Raw genomic sequence first — 15,989 nt, forward strand, 5'->3', positions numbered from 1 at the left:
GCGGCAGCAGAACTACGCTCCTAAAGCCCCATCATAAATTCAAAGCTGAGGTCGCTGCTGTCGGGAAGCCACTCGTGACCAAAATCAGGGTAAAATTTTACCTGCTTCGGCGAATTGATCTTGTTGTAAGCAGCGAACTGTGACGAGGGCGGACAGATAGTATCCATGAGGCCGGTGAACATGAGCACCTCGGCCTTGATGCGGGATGCGAGGAACTGGAGATCAATATAGCCAAGGCGGGTAAAGACCTCTTCCTCACGTTCGTGGCGGGGATCAAAATGGCGGAAATAATCCTGCAGTTCCTGATAGGCCCCTTTGGCGAGATCCATTTCCCATACCCGGCGGTAATCGCAGAGGAAGGGGTAGCAGGGCGCGGCCCGTTTAATCTCGGGGGAAAGGCTTGCGCAGGCCAGGGTAAGGCCGCCGCCCTGGGAACTGCCGAAACAGCCCAGGCGGTTTTTGTCAACTTCGGGCAGCTTTGAAACAACACGGACAAGCTGGGCGGTATCCAGAAAGATATGACGGAAAAGCATATTATCAGGCTCGTCATCAAGGCCGCGGATTATGTGGCCCTGGTAAGTGTTTCCTTTGACGCCGCCTGAATCTTCGCTTAAGCCACCCTGGCCCCGACAGTCCATGGCCGCTATTGCCATGCCTGCTGCGGCAAAGGGGAGGAGATTAATCCAGTCGCCGGAACTCCCTGTATAACCATGAAACACAAATACTGCGGGGATCTTCCCTTCAATTTTTTTCGGCTTGATAAATTTCGCATAAACACGGGCGCCTCTGACTCCCGTATAATAAAGATCAAAGCAATCCGCAAAAGGGGCACTGAATTTGGCGGGCTTGAATTCCGGCTCGGGATTCACCGTATCCAGTTCCTTCAAGGCGCGATCCCAGTACGCGTCATGATCCGCAGGCTTGGGATTAAGGCCCTGCCATTTCATTAATTCAGGTACTGTTAAATCAATCAGCATAATTTTCCCTTGTTAAGATGTAATACAAATTGTATTACGCTTAAAATTTTCTTGATCCCGGTTTGACTGCCGGTATGCCTTTCTTGCAAAGATCGCACTCTGCCGGGTCCCAGTTTGAAGCCTGAACTTTTGCCGCAGCATAAAGGGGCCATAAAAGAGGTACGCCGTCTTCCCTGCGGTCCACCACGCAGGCCAGGGCCGTAATTTTTGCCCCTTTGGCTTCGAGCACTTTTGCGCTCTCTCCCGAAGACTTGCCCGTGGTAACCACATCCTCGGCAATGAGTATATTCTGCCCTTCCCTCACTTCGAAGCCCCTGCGAAGAGTCATGGCCCCGGTGTCGTCCCGCTCGGTGAAGAAAGCGGGGAGGCCAAGCTGGCGGCCCAATTCGTAGGCTACCACAATGCCCCCCATGGCAGGTCCGACTATGACGTCGATTTTAAGCTTCCCCGAAGCCATGTCCGCCTTGAGCCGTTCCACAACTCCTGAAAGGGCAGCGGCAGCCCGATCAGGGTACTGCAGAAGCCGGGCGCACTGGAAATAACGGTCGCCGTGACGGCCCGAGGAGAGGAGAAAATGCCCTTCCAAAAGGGCGCCTGATTCTTTCATTAAAGTTAGGGTGTCGCTCATGAAATGAGCATAGCGCAAAAGGATTATTTAGAACAATTCCCCGCCGGCTTGTTAAAAACTGCGCAGATCTAAGCATTTTTTAAAGAAAAACTGCAGACATGGGCGCAGTTATTTTCCGGGATTTTTCCTGATATCCAACTCTCTCAATTCCAGGAATCCCTTTTGCCTCATGTAATCGCCTATGCCACTGATGATTTCGTTCATGGCCGGGGGATGGGCGAAGGTAGCCGAGCCCACCTGTATCGCAACAGCCCCTGCCATAAGAAACTCGAGGGCATCCTCCGCTGTCGCGATGCCTCCCAGCCCCACAATGGGAACGCGGACGGCATCGCAGAGTTCCCATACCATGCGGAGGGCTATGGGCCGTATGGCAGGCCCTGAAAGCCCTGCACTGATATTTTCAAAAACAGGCTTTCTCATTCGGATGTCGATAGCCATTGCCTTAAACGTGTTTACAAGGGAGAGGGCGTTCGCCCCTGCTTTGACACAGGCCCTTGCTACTGCGGCCAAATCCGGCGCATTGGGGGAGAGCTTTACCATGAGGGGCTTATTGGGCGCAGAACGCCTCACAGGTTTTATGACATCGAAAGCAGCTTCGGGATCAAGACCGAAGGCCATGCCCCCGGCTTTCACGTTGGGGCAGGAGATATTGAGCTCTATCATATCAATAGAAGACGAATCCAAAAGCGCCGCCCCTTTGGCGTACTCTTCTATGGAAGAACCCGAAAGGTTTGCAATGACCGCAGGCCCCAGTTCCCGCAGGGCAGGAAGTTCTTTTTCGATAAAGGCTTCTATGCCGGGGTTCTCAAGACCAATGGAGTTAAGGAGACCCGAAGGGGTTTCGTGGATGCGCGTGCCTTCGTTTCCCGGCCTGGGTGCGAGGGTGAGACCTTTTGTGCATATACCCCCGAGTTCTGCAATTTCCAGCAGGCCACGGTACTCTTTTCCATAACCGAAAGTTCCCGAGGCTGCTATTACAGGGTTCCGCAGCTTTATGCCGGCGATGTTCACAGAAAGATCAGGATCATTCAGGGCTGGACTGATGCGGGAGACAGGAAACTTGTTCACCAAACCACCTCTACCGCATTGAAGATAGGGCCGTCCGCGCAGCAGCGTCTGTTGCCTGTCCTGGTTTTAACTGTGCAGCCCAGGCAGGCGCCGGTCCCGCAGGCCATATGCCGTTCCATGCTGATATAGCAGGGCACTCCCGATTCTTCGCAGATGGCTGCAACAGTTTTAAGCATGGGTACAGGTCCGCAGGAGAAAACTATGCTGTATCCCTTGGGGGAAAAAAAATCGGGAATCCTTCCCTCTAGTCCTTCGGAGCCGTCTTCTGTCGCGATGACCAGGGAACGGGGTTTTACATTTTCAAGGCCGTAAGGCCTGTTCTTGAACCCTGCGTAGAAATCATAGGATCGTTTGCCCAGTTCAGGGGCATAACAGGCCAGGGGGGCCACTCCGACTCCTCCTGAAATAAGGGCAGCAGGCCCTTCGGGGATAACAGCCCCCGCATCGGCCCAGCAGTTCCCCAAAGGGCCTGAGAGTTCAGCCCTATTCCCCGGTCTGAGATTCATGAGTTCTTCGCTGCCCCTGCCCCGTCTTGCAATGATGAAGCGCAAAATGCCCGGCGCTTCCCAGCCTGCCGTGCTGATGGGCCTACCCAGGAATACGCCGCCAAATTCTGCTTTCATCATAAAGAACTGCCCTCCCCTGGGCTGAGGGCCGGGCCAGGAAAATTCGAGGCTGATGGTCTCTTCGTTTATTTCGTCATAGCTTAGGCACTCGCAAAGAAAGCACCGTTTGGCAGCAGGGAATGAACTCATGTGCATGCCTTAACGTATATTGGCCGAAATTTTCGAATTTGAAAGAAAAAGCTTTCTTTATCCATAAATGTGTAGTATCATTATATCGACTTTTCAGCTTAATTTCAATGATTTGGAGGTTTTTATGATTTCTTTTATCGTCGGGATCGTGGCCCTGATTCTGGGCTACCTGATCTATGGCAAAATTGCGGAAAAAATATTCGTAGTCAAGCCGGAAAACAAAACACCTGCTGTGCGTATCGCTGATGGCGTTGACTATGTGGAGATGAGCTGGCCCAGGGCTTTGCTCATTCAGCTTCTCAATATTGCCGGAACCGGGCCCATTTTCGGCGCTATCATGGGCGCTTACTTCGGGCCGGCAGCCTTTGTGTGGATCGTTTTCGGCTGTATCTTTGCCGGCGCTGTCCATGACTACTTTGTCGGTATGCTCTCGGTCAGGAACGACGGGGCCAGCATTTCCGAAATTGTAGGCAAATATCTGGGGAAGGCCCCCCTTTACATCATGCGGGTATTCTCCGTGGTGCTTCTGATCCTCGTTGGGGTTGTCTTTGTATATACCCCTGCCCAGGTGCTGAGGGAAATGTTTACCGGGGGATGGACTCCCGAGAAGAAACAGATTTTTTATTTTATCGTTCTTGGGGTTATTATCCTTTACTATATCCTGGCTACCATGCTGCCTATAGATAAGCTCATCGGCCGTGTCTACCCCATCTTCGGCGCCTGCCTCCTTATCATGGCCTTGGGCCTTACGGTTATGCTGTTTATCACCGGCGAAATCAGGAATGTCCCCGAATTTGCCTTTCAGAACCTGAATCCAAACCAGGGCAAAAACATTATGGCCCATATTTTTCCATTCCTGTTTATTACCATAGCCTGCGGGGCTATTTCCGGTTTCCATGCAACCCAGTCGCCCCTGATGGCCCGGTGCCTTAAGAATGAAAAGGACGGCCGCAAGGTGTTTTACCTTGCTATGATCCTGGAAGGGATTATCGCCATGATCTGGGCCGCTGTTGCCATGGGTCATTTTGGAACTGTAGAAGGGCTTACAAAAGCCGGAAGCGCAGCTGTGGTGGTTACCAGATCATCGGTGGACCTCATGGGCTGGGTAGGGGGTATTCTTGCAGTATTCGGCGTTGTCGCCTGCCCCATCACTTCCGGGGATACGGCATTCAGAAGCGCCAGGCTTACCATTGCAGACTCCCTTAAATTTGATCAGAAACCCATTAAGAACCGTTTTGTGGTTGCCATTCCCCTCTTTGTGATAGGCATCCTTCTGGTATTATTCGCAACCCAGAATACCGCGAGCTTTAACCTGGTGTGGCGTTACTTCTCATGGTCCAACCAGACCCTGGCGACCATAGCCCTTTGGGCCGCTGCCGCTTATCTGGCAAAGACGGGCAAGCAATACTGGATCACCCTGTGCCCTGCCGTTTTCATGACCGTGGTAGTCACCGCCTACTTTTTGTCCGCCGGCGAGTGCCTTGGGCCGCTTCTCACCAAGATCACCGGCAGTGCGGATGCAACCTATACCATTGGCATCATCATTGGGTTGGCACTGGCTGTAGCGTTATGCTCCCTGTTTGTATCCCTTATCGGAATTAAGCAGAAGAACACGATTAAAGATTAGTTTGCCGCCGTTAAAACGGCACAAACTAATCCGGGTAGACGCCATGCTTCTTTGCATGGCGTCTATTTGTTTTATTGTCTTGTCATGCAATAAACAATGCATGTCTAATAATAAAGTAATGCCTTCATCAAAAGTATTTTCATTTTCAGTCCAGCTTTCTGGTATATACTTCATTTATCCGGCAATTTGTTAAAAATTACAGATTTTTCCTTTAAAGAAATTTTCCCGACTTCATATCCATATTCTATAAGCTCTTTTTTATATTTTAGAAAAGAGTGGTCAATTTCAATGCCTAAGATTTCTTTAATCTCGGCAAAAGATAATTTGATTGTTGTATTGCCATCTTTCTTAACGTATGCCCATAGGGTATTAAATTTACTCATTGTATTTTATTTCTTTTTTTGGGCAGGCCCTAAATACTGGAACGGATTGCATCCCGCATGTCCCTGGCTGCCTTCGCGGCGGCCTGGGCCGCGAGTGTGTTGTCTGCGTTATCCGGCGGAGGAAGAACCCCTGCCGACCATGCTTTGAGTATGGAGCGGGAAGCATTCACTACCCCGCCGTTTCCTTCCCGCAGGAGCAGTGCCGCATCTTCCGCTGCCCCTCCTTGCGCGCCGTAACCGGGGATGAGGAAGAAAAGGCTGTCCCGCCTGGCCCTGATGGCAGCGGCTTCTTCCCGCTCAGTGCATCCTACCACCGCGCCGAAAGCGCCGTAGCCGTGCTTGCCGGGATGGGCAGAAGCCAATGCTGAAAGTTTATCCCCCACAGTATCGTAAAGCTTGGCGCCATCCTTTAATTCGAGATATTCAAAATCCCTCATGCCCTTATTGCTGGTACGCATAAGCACAAAGGCGCCTTTGCCCTTGTTTTCTGCCCATTCAATCCATGGCTCTATGGAATCCATACCCATATAGGGCGAGAGGGTCACAAAGTCAGCTTCAAAGTCGCCTTCAAAGTGGGCTTTGGCATAACGCTTTGCGGTATCCGCAATATCCCCGCGTTTGATGTCGGCAATGATGAGGGCGCCTTTTTCCCTTAAATACTTCAGGGTTTTGGAATAGGCTTCGAGACCGGCCAGACCAAGCGCTTCATAATAGGCAATCTGCACTTTGTAACAGGCTGCGAATTCCAGAGTGGCATCGATAATAGCCCTGTTGTATGCCAGCACCGCTTCGGCTTCGGAACGAGACCGTTTTAGTTCAAGGGCCGGGATATAATCGACGGCTGTATCAAGCCCCACGCATACATGGCCTTTAGACTGTACAGTTTCGAAAAGTTTGTCTATATTATACATGAATTAAAATATAGCATTAAGGAAATAAAATGCAATACCGTGAAGATAAAGTTTCCGGAAATAAACTTTCCATATTGGGCCTTGGCTGTATGCGGTTTTCCCGGAATATGGCCGAAACTGAGCGTATGATTTTAGCAGCTATTGACGGGGGCGTGAATTATTTTGACACTGCCTATATGTACCCCAACAGCGAGGAAACACTGGGGACGATTCTTGGGAAGCATAAAAAACGCGAATCCGTTTTTATCGCCACAAAATTGCCCTTGATTATGTGCAAAGGCCCCAAGGATTTTGATAAATTTTTTGATAAGGAACTTGAACGGCTTCAAACCGGTTATATTGATTATTATTTGATGCATATGATAACCGACTTTGCCCAATGGGAGCAATTTTGCAGTTGGGGGATAGAGCAATGGATAGCAGAAAAGAAGCAGGCAGGGAAAATACGCCAGGCAGGTTTTTCATTCCATGGGGGTTATGGGGAATTTATAAAAGTACTCGATGCCTATAAATGGGATTTTTGCCAAATACAATACAATTATTCCAATGACAATTTCCAGGCAGGCAAGGAAGGGCTAAAAGCCGCGTCGGCAAAAGGAATACCGGTTATAATCATGGAGCCCCTGCTTGGCGGGAAACTTGCCACAGGATTGCCCAAAGAAGCTGCCGCATTGTTTTCCAGGGCCGAGCCTTCCTGCTCCCCTGCAGCCTGGGGTTTCCGCTGGCTTTGGAATCAAAGCGAGGTAACTTGTGTGCTAAGCGGGATGAATACTGCCGCGCAAATGGAAGAAAATCTCCGCACTGCCGAAAATGCCCGGACTCTGACGAATGATGAATTGGCGGTTTTTGCAGAAGTAATCGGTTTATTCAACAGGGCCTACAAAATCCACTGCACGGGCTGCAATTACTGCATGCCTTGCCCAAAAGGGATAAATATCCCCGGCTGTTTTGCCGCTTACAATTCAAGTTTTGCCCAGGGTTATACAATTGGAATGCAGCAATTTCTTACCAGTACTGCAGTGATGAGCAAAAAACCAGGCGGCCCAAGGCTTTGCATTGAATGCGGCAAATGCGAAAGCCATTGCCCCCAGCATCTGCCGATTCGTACAGCGCTCAAACAAGTAGCAGGCCGTATGGAACCTCTGCCAATCCGCGCAATCATATCCATTGTCAAGCGATTTTTTTAAGGTGGATTGTATGAAAAGAATATTTTTGGCCATTATTGCATTCCTCATTTCGGGCGCTGTTTATTCCCAGGCAAATATTGCAATTAATGCGTACCAATTCAGCAGCAACCAGATTGCTATACAAATAAAGGTTGCCAACAATAATAGGAACGATATTTTAATCCCCGGCTACGCATCCCAAAAATGCGAGGTCATTAATAACACCTTGCATATAACCTTTTCTTACGATCCCCGCACCTTGCCCGGGGATCCCGGATCATCGGGGTTTTCTCCTGGCTATGTTGTGCGGGCGGGAGAAATACTTAATTATTCAATATTCCTGGAGAGCAAAGCCATTGATGGGCTGAAATATTCGGTTATAGATGGTTTTAGTATTTATATGGGGATAATTGAAAAGCCCAATGACACTATAAACAGCAATAAATATTCATTTTCTTTCGGCAGGAGCGAATTAAGGATGGTTGCCCTGGAGTGCGTATTGGATAAAACCCAGGTGCTTAATTACAGAAATATCGAAATGGGGTATTAAAACAAAAACCCGGATTTACAAAGAGCTGAATACTATCCGGCCTTTATGCAGGGTCATCAAAATTTCCCCCGGAAGTATGCATCCATTAAAAGGAGAGTTCTTCCCCCGCGATTTTGCCCTATCAGGATCCGCTTTCCACCGGCTCTCGGGATCAATGAGCACCAGGTCGCCTCTAAAGCCCTGGGCAAGGCGCCCGCGTCCCTCGGGCCCTTCATTGCCAAAACCAATCAGACGGGCCGGTTTTGCGCTCATAAGGGAAGAAAGCCTTTGAAGGCCAATCTCCCGGGTCTTGCATAGTTTTGCATAGCACACTGAAAAGGCGGTCTCCAAACCAGTAAAGCCCGGCGCCCCTTTTTCTTTGTCTGTGTCGGAGTGGGGGGCATGATCCGTGGCAATGGCGTCTATAGTGCCGTCAAGAAGGCCCTCGATTATTGCCTGCCGGTCAGCTTCGGTTCTGAGGGGAGGGTTCACCCTGCCCCAGGACTCATCGCCTAATGCGCGGGCATCTTCTTCGGTGAGCGCTATATGGTGGGGCATGGCCTCGCAGCTTATTCTAAAGGGCGGCTGGGGATTTTTTTTCGCTTCCCTGATCGCTTGAACCGCTTCTTTGGTAGATACATGGGCAATATGGATATGGCAGCCTGCTTTCCGTCCCAGTTCGATGGCACGGCTTGTGGCATTGTTTTCGCCTTCAAAGTCGCAGTGGCAGGATATGGGGATACCCAGGCGGCGGGCTTCGTTCATTGCCTTCAAAAAGAGTTCGGGATCAGCCACATCCTTGCCGTCTTCGGAAAGCATTCGGACAAAAGGACTGGGAAAATCAGCTTCCCTTAGATCGGCAATGCCCGACAATTCTTTCCCTTCCATATTTTTGGTAAGGGACATGACGGGGTAGAGATCGACAAGGCCAAGGGCATCGGAGCGTTTTTTGAGGGCTCCTGCCTTTTCAATAGTGTCGATGACCGGCTTGGTATTTGCCATGCAAACGACAGTTCCATAACCTCCGGCTGCGGCAGCCATGCTTGCAGATTCCAGCACCTCTTTATCAGGAAAACCGGGATCGCGGAAATGCGCATGGAGATCCACAAAAGCCGGCATGATCAGCGCACCGCCGGGCAGATGATCGCCGTCAATGACGAGGGCTGATTTTGGGAACAATGGGAATGGGGTATCCTGTTTGGCATTTTCGGGGATCAGCGCAGCAATTGTTCCGTTAATGATAACGAGGGAGCCCCGCATATCGATTTCTTCATCGACAAGGCGGAAATTTTTAAGCAGAATTATTTTTTCCATTTATGCCTACTGGCCGGCATTCCTGAAATCGCCGGCTGAACGTATCTCGTCGCAATATTCGCAGCGGTACGTGCGCTCCCTGGAGTTCTCCAGATGGAAAATGTGGGGTATGTATTTTTCCGTGGAGGTGATGCAGCGGGGATTCTTGCAGTGAATGATGTTCTCCACTTTTTCCGGGAGCTTGAGCTTTATTTTTTCGGTGATCTTTTCGTTTTCGATGATGTTCACCGTGATGTTGGGATCTATAAGGCCCAGCACATCGAAATTAATTGCAATGGTGTTATCAATTTTGATAATATCCTTGCGTTCCATGTTGCGCGAGCTGGCGTTAACCACAAAGGCCACGGTGTATGGCGCTTTATCCAGACCCAGCCAGTTGAAAATGTGTATGCCCTGGCCTGCCTTGATGTGGTCTATGACAATTCCGTTCCGTATCTTGTCTATGTTAAGCATTTTTATTCCTCCTTACACTGCGCCTAAAATCGATGAGAGCAGGGCCATGCGCACAAACATGCCGAATTTGGCCTGCTTAAAATACGCCGCCCTTGGATCGGCGTCAACTTCCAGGGCTATTTCGTTTACCCTGGGCAGGGGGTGGAGTATCATCATGTCCTTTTTGGCTGGCTCCATTCTTTCGGGCGTTAGTATGTAACTGTCTTTGAGGCGTATGTAATCTTCCTCGTTGAAGAAGCGTTCACGCTGAACACGGGTCATGTAAAGTATATCGAGGCTTTCCATCACCTTGTCGAGGCTGTCGGTTTCGGTGAAGGGGATCTTCTTCTCTGCCAGTATTCCGGTTTTAAGGTAATTGGGGATAGTGAGTTCCGACGGGGACACGAAAACCATGCGTATGCCCGGATAGCGGGCCAGGGCTTTGACCAGGGAATGGACAGTGCGGCCGAATTTGAGATCCCCGCAGAAACCAACGGTAAGGTTTTTAATATCCCCCCTGAGGCGTTTAATGGTGAGGAGATCGGTGAGGGTCTGGGTAGGGTGATGATGCCCGCCGTCGCCTGCGTTTATCACAGGTACGTCGGAATACCGGGAAGCCAGGAGGGCTGCGCCTTCCTTGGGGTTGCGCATGACAATAGCATCGGCGTAGCAGGCCACGGTACGCACCGTGTCGGCCAGGCACTCGCCCTTGGAAGCCGAGGAGGAGCCGGGTTCGGCAAAACCCAGGCAGCTTCCGCCCAGCCTCAGCATAGCGGCCTCGAAGGAGAGCCGCGTCCTGGTGCTGGGTTCAAAAAAGAGGGTCGCCAGGATATTCCCCCTACAGCACTCTTTGTACTCGGCGGGCTTTGCCTCGATTCTTTCCGCCAGCTCGAAAAGCCCTTCCATCTCTTCCACTGAAAAATTCAGCGGCTCAATCAAACTTCGCCCTTTTACCATACCCTCCCCCTGAATTTGCACAAAAAAAACCGCCCTAAAAGGCGGTTTTCAGAAATCTATACTTTTAAAAAGGCAGTCATACTTCATAAGTCCATGCTATCATATTCCGGGCACATGCGCAAGTGCTAAAGATCCTCTATATTGCCGCCCGCGATCTTTTTCACATAAAAATCCAGGGCTGTAAGCCGTATCCCCCCGCTTGAGGCGTTGGACTTGCCTTCCTTTATAGCGGCCATGACGGATTGGAGATTTTCGGTGAGACGCTTGCCTTCCTTCATACCCAATTCACCGGCGGAGGCGTTCAGTTTACTCAATTTGTCCAGAATTCCCTGATCTATTGTTTCAAAGCCCGATGAAGAAAGGCCCGATACTATGGTTTCCAGTTCCGTTCGTAACTCTTCTACAGTCATGAACTCCTCCTAACCGGAATATTCTACTTCTTTTTCATGGAAAAATGAATAGGGAACCGGTTGAAATTCATATAAATTTGAAAAATCTTCATATAACAGTTTCATAGCACCGAGTGAAAGGCTAATCCGGAATTATTCTTTGATCGAACCAGCGGTGAGTCCTTCTACGAGATATCTTTGCAGGAAAACCAGAATGAGCACCACGGGCAGGGCCACCAGGACCGATGCGGCCATCATGCCCCCCCAGTCATGCTTGAATTCGCCGCCAAAGGCCATGATCATACCGGGAGGCAGGGTTTTCATGGAAATATCCGTGGTCAGGGTCATGGGGAAAAGCAGGTTGTTCCAGGCATCCAGAAAAGAAAACACCCCGGTTGCGATTATCCCCGGTACAAGCAGGGGTATCAGAATTTGCCGCAATATGCCCATCCGGGTACAGCCGTCGATAATGGCAGCCTCGTCCAGTTCCTGGGGGATGGTATCGGCAAAGCTTTTCAGCATCCAGATACAAAAAGGCAGGGTAAAGGCGGTAAAGGCAAGCACCAGGCCCTGGTAGGTATTTATCAGATGTATCCTGAAATACAGGATATACAGGGGGGTCAGGAGGACAACCAGGGGAAACATCTGGGTAACAAGAACCCCAATCATGACCCCCTTGCGGAATGCGAATTTGAGCCGCGACAGGGCATAGCTTGCCAGGAGGGCGGCGATAATGGCGATTATGACCGTAGCAAGGGCGACAATCCCGCTGTTCAGAAAAAAGCGGCTGATGGGCGTATAGCCTACAGTCCCGGTGGCGATTCTCTGGTAGCCCGCCGCGGATGGTTCCTTTGGGATAATTTCCGGGGGGTTGGCGTATACTGCGGTGGGGTTTTTAAAGCTGGTGCTGAGCATCCAAAAAACCGGGAACAGGGTCCAGCCTATTATGACAAGGGACGCAGCTCCCAGAAGAATATTCCAGCCTATGCTTCTTTTTCTTCGTACCATACCGGCCTTCCTTTCAGTAATCTTTGTTTAAGAGGCGTATATATATCACCGACAGGATCATCAATATGATGACCCAGAATATGCCGATGAGGGACGCATAGCCCATATCAAATTGATCAAAAGCGACCTTGTAAATATACAGCACCGATGTAGTGGTAGCATGGGCAGGGCCGCCTCCGGTCATGGTAAAGATAATGGGGAAATTATTGAAATTACGGATAATCTGCAGCAGGGAAGTAATGACCACCACCCCTTTAATGTGGGGCAGTGTTACCTGGAAGAATTCATTCCAGCGGCTTGTGCCTTCTGCGTAGGCGGCCTCCCGTATGCTTTCGGGGATACCCTTCATTGCGGCGGTAAACATCAGCATATAAAAGGGCGCTTGGTTCCAGACATTGGCAATTATGACAGACGCCATGGCGAGGTTGTCCCGCATAAGCCAGGGCAGGCGTTTCTGGATAAGCCCAAGGCTGAGAAAAATATAATTCACAATTCCTACATTGGTGTCAAAGATATACATAAAAAGATAGCCCACCACTATGCCGGGAATTACCCAGGGCATTATAAGAACCCCCCGGAGTTTGCTGAACCGTTTCGGCAATTCCTCCAGCACAAGGGCCATAACCATCCCCAGGATGAGCCCTGCGGCAACGGTAATTACCGTAAAGATCAGGGTGTTCAGCAGGGACCGGAAAAACAGTTCATCCTGCAGCAGTTTGCGGATATTATTCAGCGGGGCAAAGCGGATTTTATCGGGCCGGGTAAGCTGGTAGTTAAACAGGGAAAGATACACAGAATAGATCAGGGGATACAGTGAAATAATTCCAACAAATAAAATCGAAGGCCCGAGCAGCGCGGCGGCGAGTTTATTGTTGGTATCAATTCTATAACTGTTATAAAGTTTTCTTTTGAACAGGAACATAAATCCTCTTTTTACAACAGTATGTTTTTTTCTGTATCCGGATCGAAGAGGAACAATCTGCTTATATCAGGCAAAAGTCCAATAGTTTTTTTCTCCCTGTATTGCAACGCCGAAGGGATCCGGGAAATAACATTTTTATCTTCGATTCTGGCATTGAGGTAGGTGTCGGCGCCCATCATTTCGGCCAATTCCAGTTCCGCTTGGAGCATTTCGGAGGGGAAAACCACAGGCGCCCCGGTATCAGGGTCCGCTTCGCCTTCAAGCATGAATTCAGGATGCAGATCTTCCGGCCGTATGCCGGCAATAACATTTTTTCCACTATATTTCTCCAGCACGCTGCGGGGAAATCTCGCTGTCGGGAGGGGATAAAAGACAGTGTAAATCTTTACCCCGTATTCTCCGTTTTTATCCGTAATGATCCCCGGAAGCATATTCATGGGCGGTGAACCGATGAATCCTGCAACGAACAGGTTGCAGGGGTTATTATACAGCTTCCGGGGAGTGTCAACCTGCTGTATGATTCCTGATTTCATGACCACTATACGGTCCCCCATGGTCATGGCTTCTATCTGATCATGGGTTACATAAATAAAAGTGGTTCCCAGTTTTTTATGCAGTTTGGAAATTTCAGAACGCATGGTTGTCCGCAATTTGGCGTCAAGATTGGAAAGGGGTTCATCCAGAAGAAATACTGCGGGGTCCCGGACTATGGCCCTGCCGAGGGCTACCCGCTGGCGTTCACCGCCGGAAAGGGCCTTGGGTTTCCTGTCCAGGAGCTGGGTAATCCCGAGGATACGGGCGGCATTTTCCACCTTTTGCTTTATTTCATCCTTGGGAACCTTCTGCTGTATCAAGCCAAAGGCAATATTCCTGTAAACCGTCATGTGGGGGAAAAGGGCATAATTCTGGAATACCATTGCGATATTCCTGTCCTTCGGTTCAAGTTGGTTAACCAGCTTGCCGCCGATGTATATTTCGCCCTGGTTTATTTCCTCCAGTCCGGCGATCATCCGTATGGTGGTTGATTTCCCGCAGCCTGAGGGTCCGACAAAAATAATAAATTCCTTATCCTGAATTTCAAGATTGAAATTGTTTACCGCTATAATATCCCCAGGGTAAGTTTTGCCGACATTTTTCAGGGTAATTGCAGCCATGTCAGTTTGACTCTTTCAGGTATTTATCCAAATGCCCGATCAGGGGATAGTTTTCATTATGCTCATGCAGCCGTTTTTTAAAGGTGTTTTCCCTGATTTTTTCCGGGGCGATTATCCAAATAGCGGCCAAATCCCCCTCGTTCCCGAGACTTTCCAATACTTTGACATAGGCTTCTTCAAATTCGTCCCCGCATATCAGGGTACGGATCGGCTTTCCGATGATCTCAAAACTTGTTTTGTCTTCGCCGATTATATTGATCGACACAGGGCGGTTAAACCAAAGGCTGTAGGTGAGGTTTTTATAGCTAAGGGAGCTTTCTATTATTTCATTGAAGCGGATATTTCCATCCTGATCCACCGTCATGGAACCTTTAAAAACCGTGTGGGGCGTCCCGTCCTCGCCAACGGTGGAAAGGACTTTTCTGCTGGCCTGATCCGCAAACAGGGATCTGACCTTATCGTCCAGTATTATCGGCATTCTTTTCCTCCCTGCCAGATCCGGGCAAGATCCCCGCTTGGATGATTGCCGCAGGTACGGTAGTCATCGCAGAGACATTCCAGATTATAACGCCGGGATATTTGATCTATCCCCTTTGCAAAGGCGGTTAAATAATCCAGTGTTGCGGTTTTTTTATGCTGGAAAACAGAGCCCTGTTCCAGATGGTATATCTGCTGGGATACGGTTACCCCGTGCTTGGCCAAGTCTTCAGCTTCGGCCAGGCATTTTTCCAGGGCTTCTTCTTCGCTTTTGAAGCCCTGGGGTTCTACCATTTCTACCCCGGAAACAACCCCGGTACTGACACTGCCGGGGCCGAAAATTTCGGCAGCTTTAAAAAGCCGTTCCTTCCAACCCTGGTATCCGATATATTTGGCTTTTCCCGGACACACCCAGTTGAATACTTCTTCGTTCAATACTTCCAGATCCGCGGTGTAGCCGCAGAGCATGGTTTCGTTGTGCAGGCGCCTCAATTGCTTTTCCGTGAATGCTGTAGCAACAATCTGGGACATGACTTTTTTATCCCTGAAATATTTCCCCACCCGCTGAAGCATTTCTATATAAAGATTGACCTCGTCATCCTGGGGCTCCGCGCCTCCGAGCATTGAACCGGAACAGAAAAATACCGACCTGTACCTGCCAGGCTGCTTGAGGGCCTCCACTACCGCTTCTTCAACATCGTCGAGGTTGACGATTTCGGCTTTCTCGCCTTTCGTTGAATTAAAGGTAGTCCCTGCCACGCAGTATTTACAGTTCATCCCTGCCAGTTTCCAAAAATCGCAGGTCTGGTACAGGTTGATATCCATGCGCTGGGGACGTGACATGAGGACATGCCACATCGGCGTTCCCCTGGTGGTAACCTTGTTGGTAAAATGCGGATTAGGCAAATAGTAAATTTCGTCAATAAATTCGCCCTGATCCGTTAGTGCCGGACGGCCGTTTACTAGATCAATGGTATAGGGTTCACGGAATCTTTTAAATGAAGTTTCCGCCTCGTCCTCAATGGTACAGAGGACGCTGGTACCGTCCCGGAGCAGAAAACCGTAGGGGATGACCCCTTTGCTTTCCAGGTTTATGCCTCGGTAAAAAGCAGCGTCCTTCTCAGGATTAATTGCATCCAATGCCCGCCGGGTTATCTTTGCCCCCCGGCGCTGGACATCAATTTTAAGAATGATAAAGGGAGACAAGTCCGAATACTTTTCCTTTACCGCCTGGAGGCTCAATTCCTGTTCCCGCCAGGGCGGGGATATATTTTCTCCGGACATTTGTTCTG

General features: G+C 49.8%; 18 protein-coding genes. 3 read left to right on the forward strand and 15 right to left on the reverse strand.

The genetic code is table 11. The annotated features are described in order from the left end of the window. Positions 1 to 20: 20 nt before the first annotated feature. The 4 genes from TREAZ_RS01010 to TREAZ_RS01025 form a co-directional block, all read right to left on the reverse strand. Positions 21 to 977, reverse strand: coding sequence for an alpha/beta fold hydrolase (locus TREAZ_RS01010; RefSeq protein WP_015709922.1), 957 nt, complete (start codon positions 975 to 977; stop codon positions 21 to 23). Positions 978 to 1,017: 40 nt separating this feature from the next. Beyond that, entirely contained in the window at positions 1,018 to 1,605 is a 588-nt protein-coding gene (gene pyrE, locus TREAZ_RS01015; RefSeq protein WP_043922657.1) for an orotate phosphoribosyltransferase, read from the reverse strand. A gap of 108 nt (positions 1,606 to 1,713) precedes the next feature. Continuing rightward, on the reverse strand, positions 1,714 to 2,673 hold the full coding sequence (locus TREAZ_RS01020; protein ID WP_015709924.1) for a dihydroorotate dehydrogenase: 960 nt from the start codon (positions 2,671 to 2,673) through the stop codon (positions 1,714 to 1,716). Next, on the reverse strand, positions 2,670 to 3,428 hold the full coding sequence (locus tag TREAZ_RS01025) for an iron-sulfur cluster-binding protein (RefSeq protein ID WP_015709925.1): 759 nt from the start codon (positions 3,426 to 3,428) through the stop codon (positions 2,670 to 2,672). The genes TREAZ_RS01020 and TREAZ_RS01025 overlap by 4 nt, the downstream gene beginning before the upstream one ends. A gap of 124 nt (positions 3,429 to 3,552) precedes the next feature. Here TREAZ_RS01025 and TREAZ_RS01030 point away from each other — a divergent pair, with 124 nt between their 5' ends. Beyond that, positions 3,553 to 5,055, forward strand: coding sequence for a carbon starvation CstA family protein (locus tag TREAZ_RS01030; protein WP_015709926.1), 1,503 nt, complete (start codon positions 3,553 to 3,555; stop codon positions 5,053 to 5,055). Positions 5,056 to 5,225: 170 nt separating this feature from the next. Here the strand turns inward: TREAZ_RS01030 and TREAZ_RS01035 are convergent, their stop codons facing one another. Continuing rightward, positions 5,226 to 5,438, reverse strand: a complete 213-nt coding sequence (locus TREAZ_RS01035) for a hypothetical protein (RefSeq protein WP_015709927.1) — start codon at positions 5,436 to 5,438, stop codon at positions 5,226 to 5,228. A 29-nt stretch (positions 5,439 to 5,467) separates the two neighbouring features. Further along, positions 5,468 to 6,349: an orotidine-5'-phosphate decarboxylase gene (gene pyrF, locus TREAZ_RS01040; RefSeq protein ID WP_015709928.1), complete on the reverse strand. Its 882-nt coding sequence runs from the start codon at positions 6,347 to 6,349 to the stop codon at positions 5,468 to 5,470. A 29-nt stretch (positions 6,350 to 6,378) separates the two neighbouring features. On the opposite strand from pyrF, the gene TREAZ_RS01045 reads away from it, so the two are divergent. Both TREAZ_RS01045 and TREAZ_RS01050 read left to right on the forward strand, forming a co-directional pair. Continuing rightward, positions 6,379 to 7,536 carry an aldo/keto reductase gene (locus tag TREAZ_RS01045; protein ID WP_015709929.1) on the forward strand — a complete coding sequence of 386 codons (1,158 nt, stop codon included), beginning with the start codon at positions 6,379 to 6,381 and terminating at the stop codon, positions 7,534 to 7,536. Positions 7,537 to 7,546: 10 nt separating this feature from the next. Next, on the forward strand, positions 7,547 to 8,065 hold the full coding sequence (locus TREAZ_RS01050; protein WP_015709930.1) for a hypothetical protein: 519 nt from the start codon (positions 7,547 to 7,549) through the stop codon (positions 8,063 to 8,065). Positions 8,066 to 8,080: 15 nt separating this feature from the next. Here TREAZ_RS01050 and TREAZ_RS01055 read toward each other — a convergent pair whose 3' ends face one another. From TREAZ_RS01055 to TREAZ_RS01095, 9 genes are all read right to left on the reverse strand, one after another. Continuing rightward, a complete protein-coding gene (locus TREAZ_RS01055) occupies positions 8,081 to 9,358 on the reverse strand; it encodes a dihydroorotase (protein ID WP_015709931.1) in 1,278 nt (425 codons plus the stop codon). Between the two features lie 6 nt (positions 9,359 to 9,364). Next, positions 9,365 to 9,811 carry an aspartate carbamoyltransferase regulatory subunit gene (locus tag TREAZ_RS01060; protein ID WP_015709932.1) on the reverse strand — a complete coding sequence of 149 codons (447 nt, stop codon included), beginning with the start codon at positions 9,809 to 9,811 and terminating at the stop codon, positions 9,365 to 9,367. A 12-nt stretch (positions 9,812 to 9,823) separates the two neighbouring features. Further along, a complete protein-coding gene (gene pyrB / locus TREAZ_RS01065; protein ID WP_015709933.1) occupies positions 9,824 to 10,747 on the reverse strand; it encodes an aspartate carbamoyltransferase in 924 nt (307 codons plus the stop codon). Positions 10,748 to 10,872: 125 nt separating this feature from the next. Continuing rightward, positions 10,873 to 11,157, reverse strand: a complete 285-nt coding sequence (locus tag TREAZ_RS01070) for a hypothetical protein (protein ID WP_015709934.1) — start codon at positions 11,155 to 11,157, stop codon at positions 10,873 to 10,875. A gap of 132 nt (positions 11,158 to 11,289) precedes the next feature. Further along, positions 11,290 to 12,144, reverse strand: coding sequence for a carbohydrate ABC transporter permease (locus tag TREAZ_RS01075; protein ID WP_015709935.1), 855 nt, complete (start codon positions 12,142 to 12,144; stop codon positions 11,290 to 11,292). Positions 12,145 to 12,157: 13 nt separating this feature from the next. Next, positions 12,158 to 13,066, reverse strand: coding sequence for a carbohydrate ABC transporter permease (locus tag TREAZ_RS01080; RefSeq protein WP_015709936.1), 909 nt, complete (start codon positions 13,064 to 13,066; stop codon positions 12,158 to 12,160). Positions 13,067 to 13,077: 11 nt separating this feature from the next. Further along, positions 13,078 to 14,220 carry an ABC transporter ATP-binding protein gene (locus TREAZ_RS01085; protein WP_015709937.1) on the reverse strand — a complete coding sequence of 381 codons (1,143 nt, stop codon included), beginning with the start codon at positions 14,218 to 14,220 and terminating at the stop codon, positions 13,078 to 13,080. 1 nt (position 14,221) lies between these two features. Further along, positions 14,222 to 14,698: a hypothetical protein gene (locus TREAZ_RS01090; protein WP_015709938.1), complete on the reverse strand. Its 477-nt coding sequence runs from the start codon at positions 14,696 to 14,698 to the stop codon at positions 14,222 to 14,224. Beyond that, entirely contained in the window at positions 14,689 to 15,981 is a 1,293-nt protein-coding gene (locus tag TREAZ_RS01095) for a radical SAM protein (RefSeq protein WP_015709939.1), read from the reverse strand. Before TREAZ_RS01095 ends, TREAZ_RS01090 begins: the two co-directional genes overlap by 10 nt. Between the last annotated feature and the right edge of the window lie 8 nt (positions 15,982 to 15,989).

This window comes from Leadbettera azotonutricia ZAS-9 (genome assembly GCF_000214355.1).
GTDB lineage: Bacteria > Spirochaetota > Spirochaetia > Treponematales > Breznakiellaceae > Leadbettera > Leadbettera azotonutricia.